General features: G+C 43.2%; 13 protein-coding genes and 7 tRNA genes. 13 read left to right on the forward strand and 7 right to left on the reverse strand.

Features of this window, described 5'->3' with window-relative positions:
- Positions 1-17 precede the first annotated feature (17 nt).
- The 4 genes from HII16_RS15740 to HII16_RS15755 all read right to left on the reverse strand — a co-directional run bounded on the left by HII16_RS15740 (position 18) and on the right by HII16_RS15755 (position 6,688).
- Positions 18-1,616, reverse strand: coding sequence for a tryptophan halogenase family protein (locus HII16_RS15740; protein WP_348981436.1), 1,599 nt, complete (start codon positions 1,614-1,616; stop codon positions 18-20).
- Positions 1,617-1,635: 19 nt separating this feature from the next.
- Positions 1,636-3,174: a tryptophan halogenase family protein gene (locus HII16_RS15745; protein ID WP_169131672.1), complete on the reverse strand. Its 1,539-nt coding sequence runs from the start codon at positions 3,172-3,174 to the stop codon at positions 1,636-1,638.
- A gap of 49 nt (positions 3,175-3,223) precedes the next feature.
- A complete protein-coding gene (locus HII16_RS15750; RefSeq protein WP_169131675.1) occupies positions 3,224-3,937 on the reverse strand; it encodes a SapC family protein in 714 nt (237 codons plus the stop codon).
- A 156-nt stretch (positions 3,938-4,093) separates the two neighbouring features.
- Positions 4,094-6,688, reverse strand: coding sequence for a TonB-dependent receptor (locus tag HII16_RS15755; protein WP_211183539.1), 2,595 nt, complete (start codon positions 6,686-6,688; stop codon positions 4,094-4,096).
- 604 nt (positions 6,689-7,292) lie between these two features.
- Here HII16_RS15755 and aqpZ point away from each other — a divergent pair.
- From aqpZ to HII16_RS15770, 3 genes are all read left to right on the forward strand, one after another.
- Positions 7,293-7,994 (forward strand): aquaporin Z, encoded by a 702-nt coding sequence (aqpZ, locus tag HII16_RS15760; protein ID WP_169131678.1) that lies wholly within the window; start codon positions 7,293-7,295, stop codon positions 7,992-7,994.
- Between the two features lie 232 nt (positions 7,995-8,226).
- Positions 8,227-8,544, forward strand: coding sequence for a DUF3302 domain-containing protein (locus tag HII16_RS15765; RefSeq protein WP_169131681.1), 318 nt, complete (start codon positions 8,227-8,229; stop codon positions 8,542-8,544).
- 2 nt (positions 8,545-8,546) lie between these two features.
- Positions 8,547-9,695, forward strand: coding sequence for an HlyD family secretion protein (locus tag HII16_RS15770; RefSeq protein WP_169131684.1), 1,149 nt, complete (start codon positions 8,547-8,549; stop codon positions 9,693-9,695).
- A gap of 73 nt (positions 9,696-9,768) precedes the next feature.
- Here HII16_RS15770 and HII16_RS15775 read toward each other — a convergent pair whose 3' ends face one another.
- Complete coding sequence (locus HII16_RS15775; protein ID WP_169131686.1) at positions 9,769-10,806, reverse strand: trypsin-like peptidase domain-containing protein; 1,038 nt, start codon at positions 10,804-10,806, stop codon at positions 9,769-9,771.
- A 254-nt stretch (positions 10,807-11,060) separates the two neighbouring features.
- Between HII16_RS15775 and HII16_RS15780 the strand changes: the two genes are divergently transcribed.
- Positions 11,061-12,077: a LacI family DNA-binding transcriptional regulator gene (locus tag HII16_RS15780; RefSeq protein WP_169131689.1), complete on the forward strand. Its 1,017-nt coding sequence runs from the start codon at positions 11,061-11,063 to the stop codon at positions 12,075-12,077.
- Between the two features lie 47 nt (positions 12,078-12,124).
- On the opposite strand, the gene HII16_RS15785 is transcribed toward HII16_RS15780, so the two are convergent.
- Entirely contained in the window at positions 12,125-12,751 is a 627-nt protein-coding gene (locus HII16_RS15785; RefSeq protein WP_169131691.1) for a TetR/AcrR family transcriptional regulator, read from the reverse strand.
- A 160-nt stretch (positions 12,752-12,911) separates the two neighbouring features.
- On the opposite strand from HII16_RS15785, the gene HII16_RS15790 reads away from it, so the two are divergent.
- From HII16_RS15790 to HII16_RS15825, 8 genes are all read left to right on the forward strand, one after another.
- Positions 12,912-14,084 (forward strand): efflux RND transporter periplasmic adaptor subunit, encoded by a 1,173-nt coding sequence (locus HII16_RS15790; protein ID WP_169131693.1) that lies wholly within the window; start codon positions 12,912-12,914, stop codon positions 14,082-14,084.
- Positions 14,085-14,086: 2 nt separating this feature from the next.
- Positions 14,087-17,170: an efflux RND transporter permease subunit gene (locus HII16_RS15795; RefSeq protein WP_169131695.1), complete on the forward strand. Its 3,084-nt coding sequence runs from the start codon at positions 14,087-14,089 to the stop codon at positions 17,168-17,170.
- 199 nt (positions 17,171-17,369) lie between these two features.
- Positions 17,370-17,446: transfer RNA gene (locus HII16_RS15800), tRNA-Met, on the forward strand.
- 7 nt (positions 17,447-17,453) lie between these two features.
- Positions 17,454-17,538 (forward strand) — tRNA-Leu (locus tag HII16_RS15805).
- Between the two features lie 44 nt (positions 17,539-17,582).
- Positions 17,583-17,657, forward strand: a tRNA-Gln gene (locus HII16_RS15810).
- A 48-nt stretch (positions 17,658-17,705) separates the two neighbouring features.
- A tRNA-Gln gene (locus HII16_RS15815) sits at positions 17,706-17,780 on the forward strand.
- A 76-nt stretch (positions 17,781-17,856) separates the two neighbouring features.
- Positions 17,857-17,933, forward strand: a tRNA-Met gene (locus HII16_RS15820).
- Positions 17,934-17,938: 5 nt separating this feature from the next.
- Positions 17,939-18,023 (forward strand) — tRNA-Leu (locus tag HII16_RS15825).
- 178 nt (positions 18,024-18,201) lie between these two features.
- On the opposite strand, the gene HII16_RS15830 is transcribed toward HII16_RS15825, so the two are convergent.
- Positions 18,202-18,651 (reverse strand): hypothetical protein, encoded by a 450-nt coding sequence (locus HII16_RS15830; RefSeq protein WP_169131697.1) that lies wholly within the window; start codon positions 18,649-18,651, stop codon positions 18,202-18,204.
- A gap of 205 nt (positions 18,652-18,856) precedes the next feature.
- Here HII16_RS15830 and HII16_RS15835 point away from each other — a divergent pair.
- Positions 18,857-18,941, forward strand: a tRNA-Leu gene (locus tag HII16_RS15835).
- Positions 18,942-19,029 lie beyond the last annotated feature (88 nt).

Here is a 19,029-nt window from a genome sequence, read left to right on the forward strand (position 1 = left end):
CTAGTGAGCCTTCGAGGTTATCGGGTCTGCAACCCGAATTTATTTATTTTATTCAGCAACTCTGCATGATCAGGCATCTGCGTTGTTAATGTGTTGCCATGCTCAGCAACACGGGCAAAAAAGGCTTGTGCCTGCGCCTTATTTTGCTCTAGGTCAGAATTGTTAGGTACTTGGCTGTCGAATTCCATGCCATACAGTACATACAAGTAATTTTCTAGATTGAATATCTCGAATCGACTGGCAAAGTCGTAGGCGCTAGGTGCTTGATGACGCCACAATACTAATCTGTCTTGTAGTGATTGTGGGCAGCTGCTAGGGTCTCGATTGGCTCGCCAAAATTCACTGTCGTCGCGGCGACTTAAGCAGTAATGTAACTTGATAAAATCGATGACTCTTAACCAGCTTTCGTTTACTCGGCTATTAAACTGTTTAGCGACAATATCCATATGGCTGCGATTGGCTGGAAATTGACTCGCCAATAATTTTGCGGTGGCATCAAATACCAGTAGCCCGGTCGCTTCAAGTGGCTCCACAAAGCCTTGAGATAAACCTATCGCCGCACAATTACGTGACCAAAATTTTTCTCGATAGCCTATTTTCATATCTATTGTGCGTAGCTTAATCTCGGTTTGCGCGTCATGAACACCGGCATTTATATAATCAATTAAAGTCGCCTTGGCCTCTTGTTCGCTGCAATAGCGCGAGCTGTAGACATGGCCGACACCGCGACGTGATTGCAAACCGATATCCCATATCCAGCCATGTTTTTGTGCCGTAGATAAGGTGTAAGATGGTATGTCTTGGTGCCCTTCAGGGTAAGCAATTTGCGCAACAACGGCTTTATCAACAAACAACACATCGCTTTTATCAATAAAGTCGACGCCAAGCGCTTGCCCTAATAATAATGAACGAAAGCCACTGCAATCGACAAAAAATTGCGCTGAGATAACACCTGCACAATCGGTTTCAAGTGCCTCAATATCACCGCTTTTAGCCAGTTTGACGTCAGTCACATTGGCTTTAACATGATGCACACCTTGTTTAATGGCATGCTCTTTTAATAGTTCGGAAAATTTCCCGGCATCCAGGTGATAGGCGTAATGCAATTGGCCCTGATATTCTGGCGTGGTAATGTCTTTTGGCGCACGATGTTGATCACAAACCTTACCTTGGAACGCAACCGCATCAACAAAACTGGTTTGCTTTGGTGCATGCCCTGATAGGTAATGCTCGGTTAAATCGCTAAATTCATGGATTAACGGGTAATCAAAAATATGGTGATAATAAGGTTTGTCAGCATTGGCTAGACTGTCATCAGGGTTATCCAACCAGTCGATGAACTTAATGCCTTGTTTAAAGGTGACGTCACATCGTTGAATAAATTCGGTTTCACGAATTCCTAATTCTTGCAGGGTTTGGCGCATCATCGGCACCGTGCCTTCACCAACACCTACCGTGGCTATGTCAGGCGATTCGATTAGCGTAATGCGTATATTGCGCTTACCAAGTTGCTTTAGCAAATGATTGGCGCTCAGCCAGCCTGCGGTGCCACCACCAACAACAACTATATGTTCGATGGCGCCATCAGCACCATGATTTGCTTTCTTGTTTTCCACAATCGTCCCTTGTTGACCGTTAGTTTGCACTAACGGTGTGCTCACCATGCATCATCTGTAACCAGTCGCAGTTGGAATACACTACGGACTGAGCTCGTGTTGCCATCATCTGCAACTTGGCAAACATTTGCTGGCACTCTTGCTCATCAAACGGCATGTGCAATTGTGGTAAATAGTCCATTCCATATAAAATAAAACGATAGTTTTCGTCGGTAAACGTCGTTGCAAAACCACCACTTAAGTCCATAAACTCACAGGTTTTATGGCGCCAAATCTGCAATTGACGTTGCAGCTCTTCACTGTATTGCGCGGTAGTTTGTGCATAACGCCAAAATTCGCTGTCATCACGATCCGTCAAACAATAATGCAAGACGATAAAGCGTTTGAGATCATCATAAACACCATTCATCAATCGGTTATATGAATCACGAGTCGATTGTTGAGTGTGTTTTTCATTAAGATGGGTCGCCAATAATTTAGCACCGATATTGATGATATGCAGGCCGGTTGACTCTAATGGCTCAATAAAGCCGCCAGATAAGCCGATACTAATGCAATTGCCAACCCAAAACTCTTTACGACAGCCTACTTTCATATCAAGGTGTAGGGTTTTCATCACTTCAATATCACCGCTTTGCTGCAAAAACTGTTTCAGTTCCTGCTCAGCTTGTTCAGCACTTATTCGGTCGCCATCATAGACATAACCGGTGCCACGGCGATTATTAAGATCGATTTCCCATACCCAACCATTGGTCAATGCCGTGGCCGTGGTATAGCTGCGTGGAATTTGCTTGTCGGCAAACTTAAGTTGCATCGCCACGGCTTTAGTGCACGGTAATTCTTTTTTGAAGCTCTGCCAGTTATTATCTTTTAAACGCTCAATCAACAAGCCCTTAAAACCACTGCAATCAATGAACAGATCTGCTGAAAATTCACCCTGCTCAGTGATAACACGCTCGATATTGTCACCAGCAGTTATCACATCGGTTACCGTCGCTTCAATGTGTTCCACGCCACGTTGCTTGGCTTTATCACGTAGAAAGCGTGCCATCAAAGTGGCATCTAGATGGTACCCGTAAGGGACAACGCCTTGATAAGGTTTAGATTGCGCCATTTTTGGCGTCAGGTTATTTTTCATCAAATGCGCTGACACACTAACGCCTTGATCATAGCGTTCAAATAGTTGTCGCGAACTCAAGATCCACGCAGACGATATATCGGTAATGCTACCAAGAGCTTGATGCTCAAAAGGATGGAAATATTCGTGGGTATTGCCTTGTTTTGGCTTCATCCAGTTACGAAACATAATGCCCGTTTTAAGCGTGGCATTTGTTGCTTGGATTAACTCATTTTCATCGATGCCCATAGCGGCAAAGAAGAATCGAATTGAATGAACCGTGGCTTCACCAACACCGAGGATACCAATGTCTTTGGACTCGATAACGCGAATTGCTACGCGTTGTTGTTTGTGATTATAAAGCTGGTTTAAATAAAGGGCTGTCATCCAGCCCGATGAACCACCACCTACTATGGTGATAGATTGCACGGATTCGTTCATAAAGCATCCCTGGAAAGGAGTCAGTTTTTAAGCCTGACTCCTATGTCAGTTAACTGCTTAATGACACTTTCTTTTTAACCAGACGATGTATTTGGTTAACAGAGTTCAGGTGTGCGTAGATTGGGCCAATCATGCCGCGTTTACGCAACGTCAGAAACTCTTCATCTGAAAGTTCATTAAGTTTCTTTTCATCGACGATGTACAAACCGTTAATTTGAATCTTCTCGCCATTTGCTTGGATATCCAAGTTTTGCGGGATAAGCAACTCACGATCAACCAATTCTTTGGTGAAAGCTTTGGTAATATGAGAGTTTTCAAAAAACTTACCAAGTGCTTGCTTACGACGAGCTAGATATTCGGTTTCTTCGCCATTGTCTTGGAACAGGGCATTACCCTCGTCCTCATTTACAACACTGTTTTCAGTAGCAATAACTACCATAAACTTGTCAGATTCCTGGCTTTCAGGAACCAAAGCCAGAGGAAAATGGGTCAATGCTGCTGGTACATAGGTACCTTGCCAGTTTTCTTCGGCGGTATATAAGTTTTCACCGGGCTTAACACCAAATAGTGCTACCGGTTGGAATTCACCTGACTCAGAGTTTTTAACAAACACTACTGGGAATTCAGCACCTGCACGTGAGAACTCCTGTACAACAACAGGCGCCAAATGCTGGCCGCTTACGTGAGGGAAATTAGTTTGGTTTTTAATCTTTGTTTTGCCGTGAACATTTTTGTTCAAAGGCTGAATATTTGCTTGGCTCATTTTACTACTCCCAAAATGCTGCCTGATTTCGAATTTATAATTATGCGTCGATAAGACTAAACCGGTTAAACAAGCCAATACAAGTGATATTTACAAATTTTCTAAACAAAGGGGAGAAATCTCCCCTTTTTTAACGTGTGATTAACGCGTTTGTGTTTAGAAACGTACGCTAGCGCCTACATTTACACGACGTGCCATCTCATATTCATATAATGGGAAGCCACGTGTGAAGCCGCTGTATGACGTTGGGTAGTTGTTATTACCGAACTGTTTAGCGTCTTCTTCAGTCAAGTTAACTGCATCTAGACGGATGTCTAGGTAATCAGTCACATGCCAAGTTGCACTCAAATCAAGTGAACCGAAGTCATCGTGTAAACGGTTACCGTATGAACCTGTTTCGCGAATCATGTACTCGCTACGCCAGTTATATGATAAACGCACTGAAATCGTGTCATTTTCGTAGTAACCAGTGATGTTGTACTGATCTTTCGAGCTGTCGCTCAAGAACGGGTTACCATCAACGTAGGTGTCTTCATCGGTATTCGTATCTGTGTAGGTATAGTTGATAAGGGTACCAAAACCATTACCAAAGTCCTGTTGATACTGAAGTTCAAGACCTTCGATTTGCGCATCTTTACCGTTAGACTTCTCTTGTACAGTCCAACCATTTGCCGCTTCATCACCTTCTAGTGGGAAGTCGATGTCTGCTGCATCAGCGTGATACTCATTAAAGGTTACGAAGTTCTTAACGTCTTTCATAAACAACGTCGCACTTAATAGTGAACTTTCGTTGAAGTACCATTCGATACCGATATCAAACATGTCAGCGATGAACGGGTCTAGACCAACGTTACCAACAACCCAGAACTGGTTATCAGGCAAGTCATCGTTGGTACCAACAACATTTGGGTTTACGTACATATCAACGTATTGTGGACGTGCCATCGCACGAGATGCAGCAACACGCATGATTACATCATCGGCTAAGTCCATCTTCAAGTTAAAGCTTGGTAAGAATTCAGCGTAATCAGAATCAGTGTTTGTTTTTTCGCCATCTACATAATAGATAGACTTTGCATCTGTCGCGGCATAACGTACACCAAAGTTACCGGCAAAACCGTCACCTTGGAATTCAGCCATAACGTAAGCTGCCCAGTTATCTTCTTCAATGTGACTGTAAGAACCTAGGTCTTCTGTCTCACCAACGATGCTGGCTTTTGCCCAATCTTTCAATGCATCTGCATCAAACTTCTTGATTTGGTAGTTACCTGCGCCAACATCAATAGTGCCATCTTGGATACCATCGGTGCTGATCACATTATTGAAATCATCTGATTGGATGTACTCATAACGACGTGAGGTAGTTTCATGCTCAGCGAACTTAAAACCGGTCTTAATCGCTGTAACCAAACCATAGTCAACGTCGAATGTTACGTCAGCTTGAAAGTAGCTTTCTTCGTCGGTTTTCGGTGTACGGTTAAAGTTAGGACCTGTACCCATTGCCAATGAACCTGGATCATAGGTTTTCATATCAAACCCAGCAGGGAGGTCCCAGGTTTGATTGCCACCAGTAAAATCGTAAGAACCACCGGCAAGGGAAGGTACAAGACCGTCGTCTAGAACCATTTCAAAGTCAGTACCACCAGTTGATTCGGTCGTACCTGCTTGGAATTTAAATGTGTAACCATCACCTTGATAGTTGAAGGTTAAATCAACAACGTCAGAGTCCATGGTCGCTTCACGTGGACGCATTTGATAAAACGCTACATTTAGAGGACCTGCAACTTGTGTACCTTGGTTAGTAATATTACCTTCGGCATCCGTTTCTTGACCTAACCATGTTGTGTTAGACGAATCGCCCCAACTGGTATCAGCCTGCGTTAACCACAACGCGTAGTTGGTGTTATCCGCTTCCATTTCCATGTCGATGTAGTTCAACACGAAATCCATGTTATCTGTTGGTGCGTACTGTAACGTCGCAGTGATAGCGGTACGTTTACGTTCTTGTTCGAACGCAACAGGGCCTGCACCCCACTCCCAGAATGCTTCATTACCTTGACGTTGTAGTGAGCGTTCTTGAGCAACACCGGATAGTAAGAAACCGATGCTTTCAGATTCATTCTTCCAGCTGTACATAGCTGACGCTTGCGGGTCGGTTTCTTCTGAATCTTCTTGATAAGACGCTTCAGCAGATGCGAAAATTGTATTGGCGTCAAGGTCAAGCGGCTTACGGGTGTGAACGATTACCGTACCACCGATACCACCTTCGGCCAAATCGGCGCGAGATGTCTTATGAACTTCCAAATCACCAACGATTTCCGAAGGCAACAACTCATAGTTAAAACTACGTTTTGCTGGCTCAAGTACAAACCAACCGGTTGAGGCGACGTTTTGGCCATTTAGTGTGGTTAGTGTCAAATCTTGGCCTGCACCACGAATCGATACTGCGGCACCTTCACCAAATTGACGCTGAATAGTTACACCAGGAATACGTTGTAATGACTCAGCAACGTTTTTATCTGGAAACTTACCGATATCTTCTGCAGAGATGACATCAACAATTGAATTTGAGAAACGCTTAGCGTTTAGGTTTTTCTTGTTCGAGCCACGGATACCCGTAACTTCAATAACTTCGATATTCTCATCAGCGTTTGCCTGTGCATCATCAGCAGCAATTGCTTGTGCTGAAGCACCAGCTAAGACCATAGCTATAGAGCTGGCCAAAACGTGCTTTTGGAATTTCATAGACATTTTCTTTCCCTTACTTTTTTTTAGTTTTTACTTTTAATCAGGGCCGATTTTGAGAAGCAATGATCACTAACTTCCTATCTTGTCCACCAAAATGACAGCGCTGTCAAAAGACTTGAAATAACCATACAATGAAATTAACGTTTTGGCTACAAAAAATTACACATTTTTGTAATATTTACCTTCAACCAATTAACAACTGATTTACAACAAACTAAATTTAAATAACAATATCAACTACATACCAAACACCTGGAAATTTTTAACTTGACAAAAGTTTTCACTTACAAAATCAAAAAATGGCGCTAAAACTCATATTTTATGACCGATATTAAAAATTTATTGACGAATTTAAGGAAACTTTTTCAATGTGCGACTAAATTTATTAAGGACAAAGGTAAACAACTGAAAACAAATGATTTATCTTTGCTATAAAGTTCTTAATACGATGTTTTTGCGAACGTCATAGTCATGCGTGCCATGCCACTGTCATGACAAAAATAAAGGTCAATATTTTGCTGAAGCTTTAACCAGGGCAAAACCTAACTTGGCAGATGTCGACATAATCAAATTATGACGCAAGCCGTTAAACAATAAGGAAAACAAGATGACTTTAACGAACAAATTAGCCGCCGAATTCTTTGGCACATTTTGGCTCGTTCTTGGCGGTTGCGGCAGCGCGGTTTTAGCTGCTGGTTACCCAGAACTGGGCATTGGATTCGTTGGTGTTTCATTGGCATTTGGTTTGACCGTGCTAACTATGGCTTTTGCTATTGGCCATGTGTCAGGTTGTCACTTAAACCCAGCGGTATCTTTTGGTTTATGGTCAGGTGGCCGTTTTCCAGCGAATGAGTTAGTACCCTATATCATCGCCCAAGTCGCAGGTGGTATTGTTGGCGCAGCCATTTTGTTTGTCATTGCCTCAGGCGCTCCTGGTTTTGATGTCGCCGGTGGATTTGCATCCAACGGTTATGGCCAGCATTCTCCAGGCGGTTACTCGATGGTCGCTGTTTTAGTTGCCGAAGTGGTTATGACCTTTATGTTTTTAATGGTTATTCTTGGCGCAACCGATAAACGCGCTCCGGCGGGATTCGCACCTATTGCTATCGGCCTATGTCTGACTCTGATTCACCTTATCACCATTCCTGTCAGTAATACCTCAGTAAACCCGGCGCGAAGCACTGGTGTCGCGGTATTTGTTGGTGATTGGGCGACAGCGCAATTGTGGCTATTTTGGGTGGCGCCTATTGTAGGTGCCGTGCTTGCCGGTAAAGTCTATGGTTGGGTAAGCGCTGAAAAAGACAGTTAAACTCTGTTATATACATCTCAATGCAGGCTAATCCCCTTTTAGCCTGCATTCCCCTTCTCCTCTCGTTGGCTTTGCTGTCATTGATTTTTCTCCTTGGCCGATTTTCTTGGTTAACTGTAATCCACATTTATCGTTGTTCTACGCCTATCAAGTTTGATTTTTTGGCAAAATAAACAATGCTTTATCTATAGCAATTTATTATTTCTTTGCGAGATCTTTGGAGTGAGCGCATATGCTTGAATACGTCGCCCTATTTTTAGTGTTCTTTGTATTTCTCGTGCTTTTTTACGGCATTATTGTCATCCATGACATACCTTATGAAATCGCCGAGAAACGCAATCACCCGCATCAAGATGCCATTCATGTCGCGGGCTGGGTGAGTCTATTTACCTTGCACGCCATTTGGCCGTTTTTGTGGATTTGGGCGACCTTGTATAAAGAAGACGTTGGTTGGGGTGTAGGCTCTAAGCAACATGATATTCAACAGCAGTTAAGCGATCTTAAAGACGAATTAAATGCGCTAAAACAACAGATTGATAAGGATAAATAATTATGGATATGCTGATTATTTTAACCTATACCGCGATCTGTGTTTTTATCTTCAAAGTATTTAAAATCCCATTGAATAAATGGTCTGTACCGACCGCTGTGCTTGGTGGTGTATTGGTGTTATCAGCCATTATGGTGATCATGAATTACAATCACCCGTATGCGAAATACGCTAAAGAAGTGTTTGCCAGTGTGCCAATCGTGCCACAAATAGCGGGCACAGTTAAAACAGTAGAAGTACAACCTAATCAGCACGTTAAACAAGGTGATGTACTATTTACTTTGGTCAATGACGAGCAAGTTATTGCCCTTCGTAAAGCCGAAGCGGCGCTCGCCGATGCGCGCAGCGGCGCGTTTCAAAAAGACGAAGCATTGCAAGTTGCTATGGCCTCGACTGACGAAGCGAAAGCCAATCGAGATCGCGCTAAAACGACCTATTTACGCTATAAAGAAGGCTTTGATAATGGTGGCGAGAATTCACCTTTCACACCGCAAGAGATGGATCAACGCTTAAAGCTTTACGAAGCGAGTGAAGCCAAACTAAAAGCTGCATTAGCGGATCAACGCCGGCTGGAGTTTGCAGCTGAGTCTTTAATTGCCGGTGAAGATACCGAAGTAGCGCAACTCATTGAAGCACGAAATAAAGCGCAATTAGACTTAGAAAGAACGACAGTAAGAGCTCCTACCGACGGCATGGCGGCACAAATAGCACTGCGACCAGGCGTTAGAGCGACCAAGCTGCCATTGCGACCAGCAATGACATTCATCCCTAAAGAAAAACGCCGCATTGCCGCCATGTTTTGGCAAAATTCATTACAACGCATGGAAGTTGGCTTAGAAGCCGAGGTGATTCTAGACTCGATTCCTGGCAAAGTATTTACTGGCAAATTAGTTTCCATTGTGCCGGCAATGCAAGAAGGTGAGATTCAAGCCACAGGTGCTTTGATCCAAGCAAACGTCATTTCTCGTCACGGCTTTGTTGTAGGCCTAATTGAGCTAGATGAAGATCTGAACGATTATAACTTACCGCTAGGCATACAAGGGCAAGCTGTAGCGTTGAATCACGATGGTGACTTTTTGCATACCTCCATTGTCAGACGAATTTTATTACGCATGATGGCGTGGTTAAAATACATCTACCCAATCAAATAATGTGCTAAAAACATCATAAAAAAAGCCGCTTTATAGCGGCTTTTCAATTTTAAATTAATGATTATTTAGGAAGCTAATCGACGTCCCAAACAATGTCTTTGACAACCCCATTGCGCAGGAACTTAAACGATACTTTCTCTCCTTTTTTGAACTTGCCAAACTTATTGCGCACTGAGATTATATTTTCAATGCTATCGAGTTTGACGCCGTCAATTTCAAGGATAATGTCACCACCTAACAATACATTTTGCCGACCGATAACAACATTGATATAACCGCCTTTAAAGCCAAGCTTGTCAGCAAGGGTTGCCGGAATAACATTTTGAATCAACAAACCATAGCCAAATGGATTATTTAGCGCTTGAGCCTGCTTTTCTTTTAGCATATAAGGGATAAAGCCTAAGAACTCTGGCGGCTCTGATTCGATCACACTGTGAATGGTATCGACCGAGACCACAAAACCCAATCCATTGCTGCCACCTGAGCGCGATAGAATATGACTGACAATACCTATAATATCGCCATCTAAATTAAACAATGGTCCGCCTGAGTTACCTTGGTTAATCGAAGCATCAGTTTGCAAGAATTTAGCCTTGATATTTGAGCCTTGCAAAAATTCTCGTTCACGCACCGCACTTAAATAACCAACGGATAAACTGTGGCTGGCACCATAAGGCGCACCGATGGCGATGACCTGCTCACCGATATTGTAACTTCCAGGGGCAGCGAGTTTTAATGGCTCCACATCTTCAGGTACTTTTCGAGCGCGAATCATTGCTAAATCAAGAGTCTTATCGACCCAAACAACGTGCCCTGACGATTTGCTGCCATTAGCAAATAGGACTTCAATTTTTACGGAACGACCAACCACATGAGCGGCGGTTAAAATATTACCGTTTTTATTGATTAACGCACCTGAGCCTAAGGTTTTCTCTTTGGTTTCTTTATAAAGCACCTGACCGGTTTTAGGCGCTGCGATGGCAATAACATGTAACTCTACAACACCATTATTAACCTTTTTAAATAGGTCTTTAACGGCACTTTCTGCCTTTGCCGTAAAACTCATCATTAGAGTTAAAATAGTGATAGTAAGTATTTGTCGTTTAAGCATTAATCCCCCAAATATAAGTATGCTTTCTATTAAGGAGGATAGTTGAAATAACGCAGACAACAAATTAAACCGCATACAGGAGGATTAAATAAGTTACCAGCAATCGACTTTAAGTGCCTTTAGCGGTTCACATATTCGTTAATATTTCGCCCCTCCTGGCGATAACTTAATTAATGACAAGAAAATAATTATTAACATCAAGGTAAATGCGATATAGTTGCGCTAGCAATGACGCGTGAAATATAACAATAAGCATGAAAGTAACCATTAATGACGTCGCCAAGTTATGCGGCGTTTCTATGAAAACAGTCTCTAGAGTCATCAATAACGAATCATCGGTACGACAAGCGACCCGTGATAAAGTGATGACTGCGGTTCGTGAGTTAAATTATCAACCCAACCTAGCTGCTCGCTCTCTAGCGGGAACCAATTCATATACTATCGCTTATATATACGACAACCCGAATGCTTATTATATTATCGACATGCAAAACGGTATTCTTAATGAGTGTCGCAAGAAAAACTTTGAATTGCTGATTCACCCTTGTAATGCCAAATCAGCCGGTATTATTGAAGAAATCACGGATATGATCCGCTCATCTCGCATTGCGGGTGTGGTATTAACACCGCCTTTTTCAGAAATGCCTGAAGTTACGTCGGCATTAAATGACATGGATGTTAAATTTGTTCGTATTATCTCTGGTCATGAAAAGACCGATGACGTATCCCCTAGCATCATGGTCAATGACTTTGTCGCTGCATATGATATTACTCAGCATTTAATCGATTTAGGTCATAGCGATATCGGATTTATCAGCGGTGGCAAAGAGCATAAATCAACCACTGAACGTATCGACGGCTATAAAGCAGCCCTTAATGATAATAACATCAAGGTGCAAGCGAATTTGATTATAGACGGCGAATACGACTTTGAATCAGGGGTACAAGGCGCCAATAAGTTACTGAAAGAAAAACAGGCACCGAGCGCGATATTTGCTTGTAACGATGAAATAGCGGCAGGCGCCCTATTTGCTTCTCGCCTACAAAATGTGCAAATCCCCGATAAGCTGTCAATTGTTGGTTTTGAGAATTCACCGTTTTCAAGACAAACTTGGCCGAAAATCACCACCGCGGATCAGCCAAACCAAACCATCGCTGAACGAGCAACTAACTTGCTGATAAACACCATTCAAGGCCAGGAAATAGACGAATTGTGCGAACAATTTACGCCATCTTTACTGGTTAGAGATTCGAGCGGTAAAATCAGTTAAACACAGCTTCACTAAACACTGCTTTGTAAAACACTACTTCGTTAAGATTAGCTGGTTTTAAATCCGTAACCACGCAGAAACAAAGCTACCGATGCTTCAATGTAATCGCGAGTTTGTTGTTGTGAGGGTTGCCATTGGGTGTTGTATTCACGGCGCATAACCGCTTCACCTTTAACCAAAGATAAAAACTGTAACGACGCTAGATGTGTATCCTCAATATCGAGAAGATATTGTTGCTTATAACTTTGCAGTAATTCAGACAAGCCTTTTATAACCGGCTCAGGTCCCGCCTGATAAAACAGTTGCGATACTTTTGGGTTTGCTTGCGATTCAGACACACACAATCTGTGTACAGACATGCCTTCGTCAGATAGCAACAAGCGAATAAATTCAACCGCGAAATTAACTAAGGCACCGCTTACATCGATATCTTTGTCGGTATCAAATGCCGCTTGGCGAAATTCTTGACACTTTTTACTGACCGAGGCCATAAACAAATCGTCTTTGCTACCAAAGTGACTGTACACCGTTTGTTTAGAAACGCCGGCTTGCTTGGCGATATAATCCATACTCGTATTAGCAAAGCCTTTTTCACAAAAACAGTTTACCGCTGCTATTAATATGTTTTCACGCTTTTCTTCACTCTTACTACGTGTGCGAATTTTTTGCGTCAAAAGGACCCCCAAAAGTCATTGGTTGGCAGTTAATATTGTGCATATTACCTGATCCTAACCTGTCATTTCTATATAGTGTAACAAATCAAACTGGACAGTCTAGTTTAACTTAACTAAAATGGACTTATTAGTCTATTTTAATAAATTATCGTCAATAACTATGAAGTATTTAACTGCCCTTATTAGTAAGCAGAAAAAGTTAACATGTCGCAAACCGCCTTTCGCTTTGTTCGCCGCCTGTATACTAGCTTTTACCAGCAGTGCCTGCTCAGAGCAACAAACCATTGCTGAGGTAGAGCACCCGTATCATCACGCGGTTGTCGTCGCTACACTAAATAAAACGGATCATTACGTTGTCAGCCGCAAATTTGCAGGTCGAGTGGTAAGTAAGCAACAAGCAAGTTTGAATTTTGAAGTGTCTGGGCGTGTTGCCAGCATTGCGGTAGATGATGGTGATAAAGTGGCTGCAGGCCAGTTATTAGCGAGTCTTGACAACAAACTGCTGCATATCGAATACAAGCAATTGCAAGCGCAACTGCAACAAGTCAAAGCCGAAAGCGAACTCAACCAAGCAAATATTAATCGCATCAGTAAATTGCTGGCAGAAGGTTATGCCTCAGAGCAAAACATTGATGAATTGGCGGCACAACAAAAAGTATTACAAGCCAATGAACAACAACTTAACGCGACCATTGAAGCTAAACAATATCAAATTGATCGTTCGAAAATTTACGCCCCCTTTGCCGGTACGGTGAATCAACGTTTGATCAACATGGGCGAAGTGGTATCGCCATCGCAAGTGGCGTTCGAACTTAATCAAGATCAAAGCATGGAAGTTAAAGTCGGTGTACCAATACATATGGCACAGCAACTATTGCAATTGCAGCAGCAACAACAAAAAAAATTCACCTTAAAAATCGATACTAAAACCATTGAAGTCGATAACGTCAATATTAACAGCGACATCAATCAAATGTCTCGCACGGTACAAGCTCGCTTTACCATACCGCCAAACACCATCGCTTATAACAATCAACTGGCGTATTTGGTGCTCGAACAACAATACCAACAAGACGGTTATTGGGTACCACTAAGTGCTCTAACCGATGGTGTGCGTGGTACCTGGAATGTCTATACCCTTGAGCCACAACTAGATCAACTATTTATGGTTAAGCATCACAGCGTTGAAGTCATTCATACAGAACAAGACAAGGCGTATATTCGTGGTGACTTGCCAGCGACACAGCAAATTCTTGCGGCGGGTTTGCATCGCATCGTTCCAGGCCAAGTGGTACGGGTTGAGCAACAACACTCTATCAACACAGGTAATTAGTGATGATTGAAGTATTTGTTCGCAATGGTCGTATGATGGCACTGCTGATGGCCATCATTATCGTCTCAGGTTTGGCGTCTCTTAGTGTATTGCCGCGCAGTGAAGATCCGACATTAGAAAACCGTTTTGCCATTGTCGTGACCAACTACCCTGGCGCCAGTGCAGAGCGTGTTGAGTCGTTAGTGACCGAAAAGATAGAGCAACGTCTGCGCCGCATTGCCGAAATTGATTACATTGAATCAACCTCTAGACCTGAAATTTCCGTCTTAAAAATCAAGCTAAAAGGCTCAGTCACCAATGGTGAGCCGATATTTAGTCGTGTTCGTGACCAACTTGGTGATATTCAGGGCGAGTTACCGGCTGAAGCCAGCCAACCTATCCTCGATGAAGAGCGCAGTTTTGCTTACACCCAATTAATCGCCTTAAATTGGGTTGCCAGTGAGCAGCCAGATTTATTATTGCTAGGCCGTTATGCCCAAGAGTTAAAATCAGAGCTGCTGCTGGTCGCCAATACTGATATTGTTTTGATCCACGGCCAAAACCAAGAACAAATTTTGGTAGAGCTCGATCAAGACAAAGCCGCACTGGCGGGCATTTCAATGCAGCAATTGATTCAATCAATCAATAAAGCCGATGTAAAAGTACCGGCTGGCAAGCTGGTGAATGCCAGTAATCAACTGCAGATAGAGTTGACGGGTGCGCTGGACTCATTAGATAGAATTCGCAACATCCCTATAATTTCTGACCAATACAGCCCTTTACTTTTGGGTGATATTGCTAGCGTCAAACGCGATTTGGTCGCGCCACTCAAACGACTGGCTATCGTCAATAGCAAACCGGCCATCGTCATTGGCAATCGTATGCTCACCGATGTGCGCATTGATAAATGGACCAAAGCTGTTGAACAGCAATTAGCGACTTTTGAACAGGCGCTTCCCGACAGCATCGAATTGGAAATGTTGTTTAGCCAAAACGATTATACCAATGAACGTTTAAGTGATTTGGTGAACAACATTTTTATTGGTTTTGCTCTGATTGCCTTCGTGCTGCTGTTTACCCTAGGAATACGCGCAGCCACCATAGTCACCTTATCTCTACCGCTAACCGTGTTCTTTACTCTGGCGGTAATGAATTTTTATGGTTTGCCTATTCATCAAATGTCAGTAACTGGCTTAGTCGTCGCTTTAGGTATCATGGTAGACAACGCCATCGTTATGACCGATACCGTGCTACAAAAGAAGAAACAAGGCATTAACGGTCGCCAAGCTGTTATCGAGTCTGTGCGTCATTTATGGATGCCGTTACTTGGCTCGACCATGACCACAGTGTTGGCGTTTATGCCAATCGCCTTAACCCCAGGAGATGCCGGTGAATTTATTGGCGGCATTGCCCTTAGTGTTATTTTTGCCTTGATTGGCTCGTATCTAATTTCCCACACGGTAGTGGCAGGTATGGCGGGACGCTTTTTGAAAGTGCAAAACGAGTCCAGATTACCATCTTGGCTGGCGCAAGGTGTTCATCTGCCGCGCTTGCATGCCGCCTTTAACAAAAGCCTAAGCCTAGGCCTTGCCAAACCAAGATTTACCATAGCCTTGGTATTGGTGTTACCTATTGCCGGATTCTTTAGTGCGAAATTCCTCGATGAGCAATTCTTCCCACCATCAGACAGGGATATGTTCCACATTGAAGTGTATCTACCTGCACAAAGCAGTTTGGCAGCGAGTCGCGACTTAACTGAACAAATCAGTGAATTTTTAGCCCCTTACGATGAGATAGAACAGGTGCGTTGGTTTATTGGTGAAAGTTCGCCTTCATTTTATTACAACCTCACCGGCGCCAAAGATGGCATGCAAAACTATGCTCAAGCTATGATCACAGCAAAAAACTTTGCTGCAGTCAATGCGTTAATTCCGCAACTGCAAATTGCTCTGGATGATGCATACCCACAAGCCAAGATACTGGTGCGCAAGTTAGAACAAGGCCCACCATTTAATGCACCGATTGAGATCCGTTTGTATGGCCCTAACTTAGATACCCTGAAAGAATTGGGCGATGAGTTACGTTTGGTGTTTAACAACACCGAAGACATGATTCACTCACGAGCAACGTTATCTGCTGGTACACCAAAAGTTTGGGTCAAAGCCGATGAAGAAGTGATCAATAGCCAAAATATTACGCTCGCTGATATCGCCGCACAATTACAAGCAGGTCTTGATGGTCAAGTGGCCGGTTCGGTTATCGAGGCGACAGAGTCTATCCCGGTGCGTGTGCGCCGCCCTATTGAGCTGACGCAAAGTGCCAACGACTTATACAGTTTCCCGGTGATCAACGCCCAAGAACAGAACTTTTTGCCGTTGTCGGCGATATCGCAAGTATCGATTGCGCCAAGCAGAGGCGCCATTCCGCATCGTGATGGACGCCGAGTCAATGTTATTGAAGGCTATCTTCGCGCAGGTGTGTTGCCATCGGTAGCGTTAAGCAAAATTAAAGACAGTCTTGAACAGAATGGCTTTAACCTGCCAGCGGGTTATAGCATGGAAATTGGTGGGGAATCTGGTGCCAGAGACGATGCAATAACCGACCTTATGAGTAGCATAGGCATCATTATTGTTTTACTCATTACCACAGTAGTGTTGTCGTTTAACTCGTTCAGGATCTCCAGCATTATTTTTATCTCGGCATTTATGTCGGCTGGACTAGGCCTGTTAAGTATCTGGGTGTTTAATTACCCGTTTGGTTTTACCGTTATTGTTGGCTTGCTCGGCTTATCGGGTTTGGCGATCAATTCAGCCATCGTTATATTGGCTGAACTAAAAGCCGATGCCGATGCGATACAAGGCGATAAACAAGCCATTATCATTGGCGTCACCAGTTGTACTCGACACATTGTGTCGACCACTATAACCACGGTAGGTGGCTTTTTACCGTTAATTATTGCTGGCGGCGGGTTCTGGCCTCCCTTTGCAATTGCCATCGCTGGTGGCACGGTATTAACTACAATGTTGTCTTTTTACTTGGTGCCGGTCGCTTTTTATAGCATGAGCCGTCGTAAAGCGTTTGAACAGACCAGTGCTGATCGTCGCTAGCCGACTCAGCATTGCCTATACAAAGTGCAATTAAATGTAACTTTCACGCTGCAAAGCGTCGATATATAAAGCAATATGACCACTCTTTGTACAAACAAAAAAAAAGTATCACTTTTTTTCAAAAAACAGTTGACGAGTCCAAGGCAGATTTGCATAATACGCCGCACTTGTCGAGGGCAACCAAGACAAGCGATGGAATGGCTACGTAGCTCAGCTGGTTAGAGCACATCACTCATAATGATGGGGTCCCCTGTTCAAATCAGGGCGTAGCCACCATATCATCGCGGGAGTGGCGGAATTGGTAGACGCGCTGGATTTAGGTTCCAGTATCCTAGGATGTGAGAGTTCAAGTCTCTCCTCCCGCACCATGATATGGCAAGCATAGCTTTGCATTTCCATGAAATTACATTGTAGGGGTATAGCCAAGCGGTAAGGCAGCGGGTTTTGATCCCGTCATTCAGAGGTTCAAATCCTCTTACCCCTGCCAATTTCATTTGAGATTGGCGGAGAACACAATGTAATAAGAAGCCTTTGCAGGGGTATAGCCAAGCGGTAAGGCAGCGGGTTTTGATCCCGTCATTCAGAGGTTCAAATCCTCTTACCCCTGCCAACTTCTTCTTTGTCTACTAAAGAAGAAGGGGGAACAAAAGACTTCTAGCTTTTATTAGCTGACAAGTAACTTTGATGGCTACGTAGCTCAGCTGGTTAGAGCACATCACTCATAATGATGGGGTCCCCTGTTCAAATCAGGGCGTAGCCACCATAATTGCGGGAGTGGCGGAATTGGTAGACGCGCTGGATTTAGGTTCCAGTATCCTAGGATGTGAGAGTTCAAGTCTCTCCTCCCGCACCATTTGTGAAGTCAATAAAGAAAACTCTGAAAAGGTTATACTTTTTCAGAGTTTTTTTTCGTCTTAAATTAAATAGCTAAAACAGCAACTAAGACATCGTGGCACGACTCATAAGTAACCACAGCATATGCTTTGCTAAGACCAACCTAGTTTAGCGTGTGAAGCGTAGCGAGTCGTCAACTACAACTCGCATGCTTTATCGGTTTCTTTCCACACCACTGGCTGCCAATACTCATTTTCATAGACTTTGTACTTTTTATCACGGAAAAACTCCGCCCCTAAGTAATACGACGTATTGGCTTTGACATCGATAACGATAGATTTTGCTTCTTTCGCACGAGTCGGACGAACATTAAATGAAAAGTCATTCAGGTTAATGTGATCTATAACCTCTACTGTATATTGGCCAACAGGCAAAGTGACTTGATTACGGTCACGAATTCGGTGCTCGCCATTGATCTTGTCAAACCTAACCGTATAAATTTCTTTTGCTTCAGGTGGTTTAAGAAAAATACTGACATAACCGCATTCGGTGACGCCATCTTCGGCTGGAAAGTAGCTAGAAGAGCAACTCATCAGTGCCGTCAACGAACAAAGCAGCAGCGCTTTGGGAAATCTTGAATGTTGCATAAACATACCCTCTTCACATTTCATTTCGTTAGAATTAAGTCTAATTCATTATCTTTGTTTTACTGAACAAGAGACTTTTTGGCTCAATGACGAGACAAAAATAGGCCAGCGATGAACAAATAAACAAGCCATGGTAAAAATGTTCTACTTTGCCAAAAAAACGCTTGCGCTTTAACAAACGATCTCTATAATGCAACTCCACATCGCGGGAGTGGCGGAATTGGTAGACGCGCTGGATTTAGGTTCCAGTATCCTAGGATGTGAGAGTTCAAGTCTCTCCTCCCGCACCATTTTAATTAATGGCGATGTATAGAAAGCTTTAAAGCGTGTTTCATTAGAAATATCCTTTAAAGCTTTTTTTATGTCTGAAAAACAGCG

This window comes from Thalassotalea sp. Y01 (assembly GCF_012932945.1).
Classification (GTDB): domain Bacteria; phylum Pseudomonadota; class Gammaproteobacteria; order Enterobacterales; family Alteromonadaceae; genus Thalassotalea_A.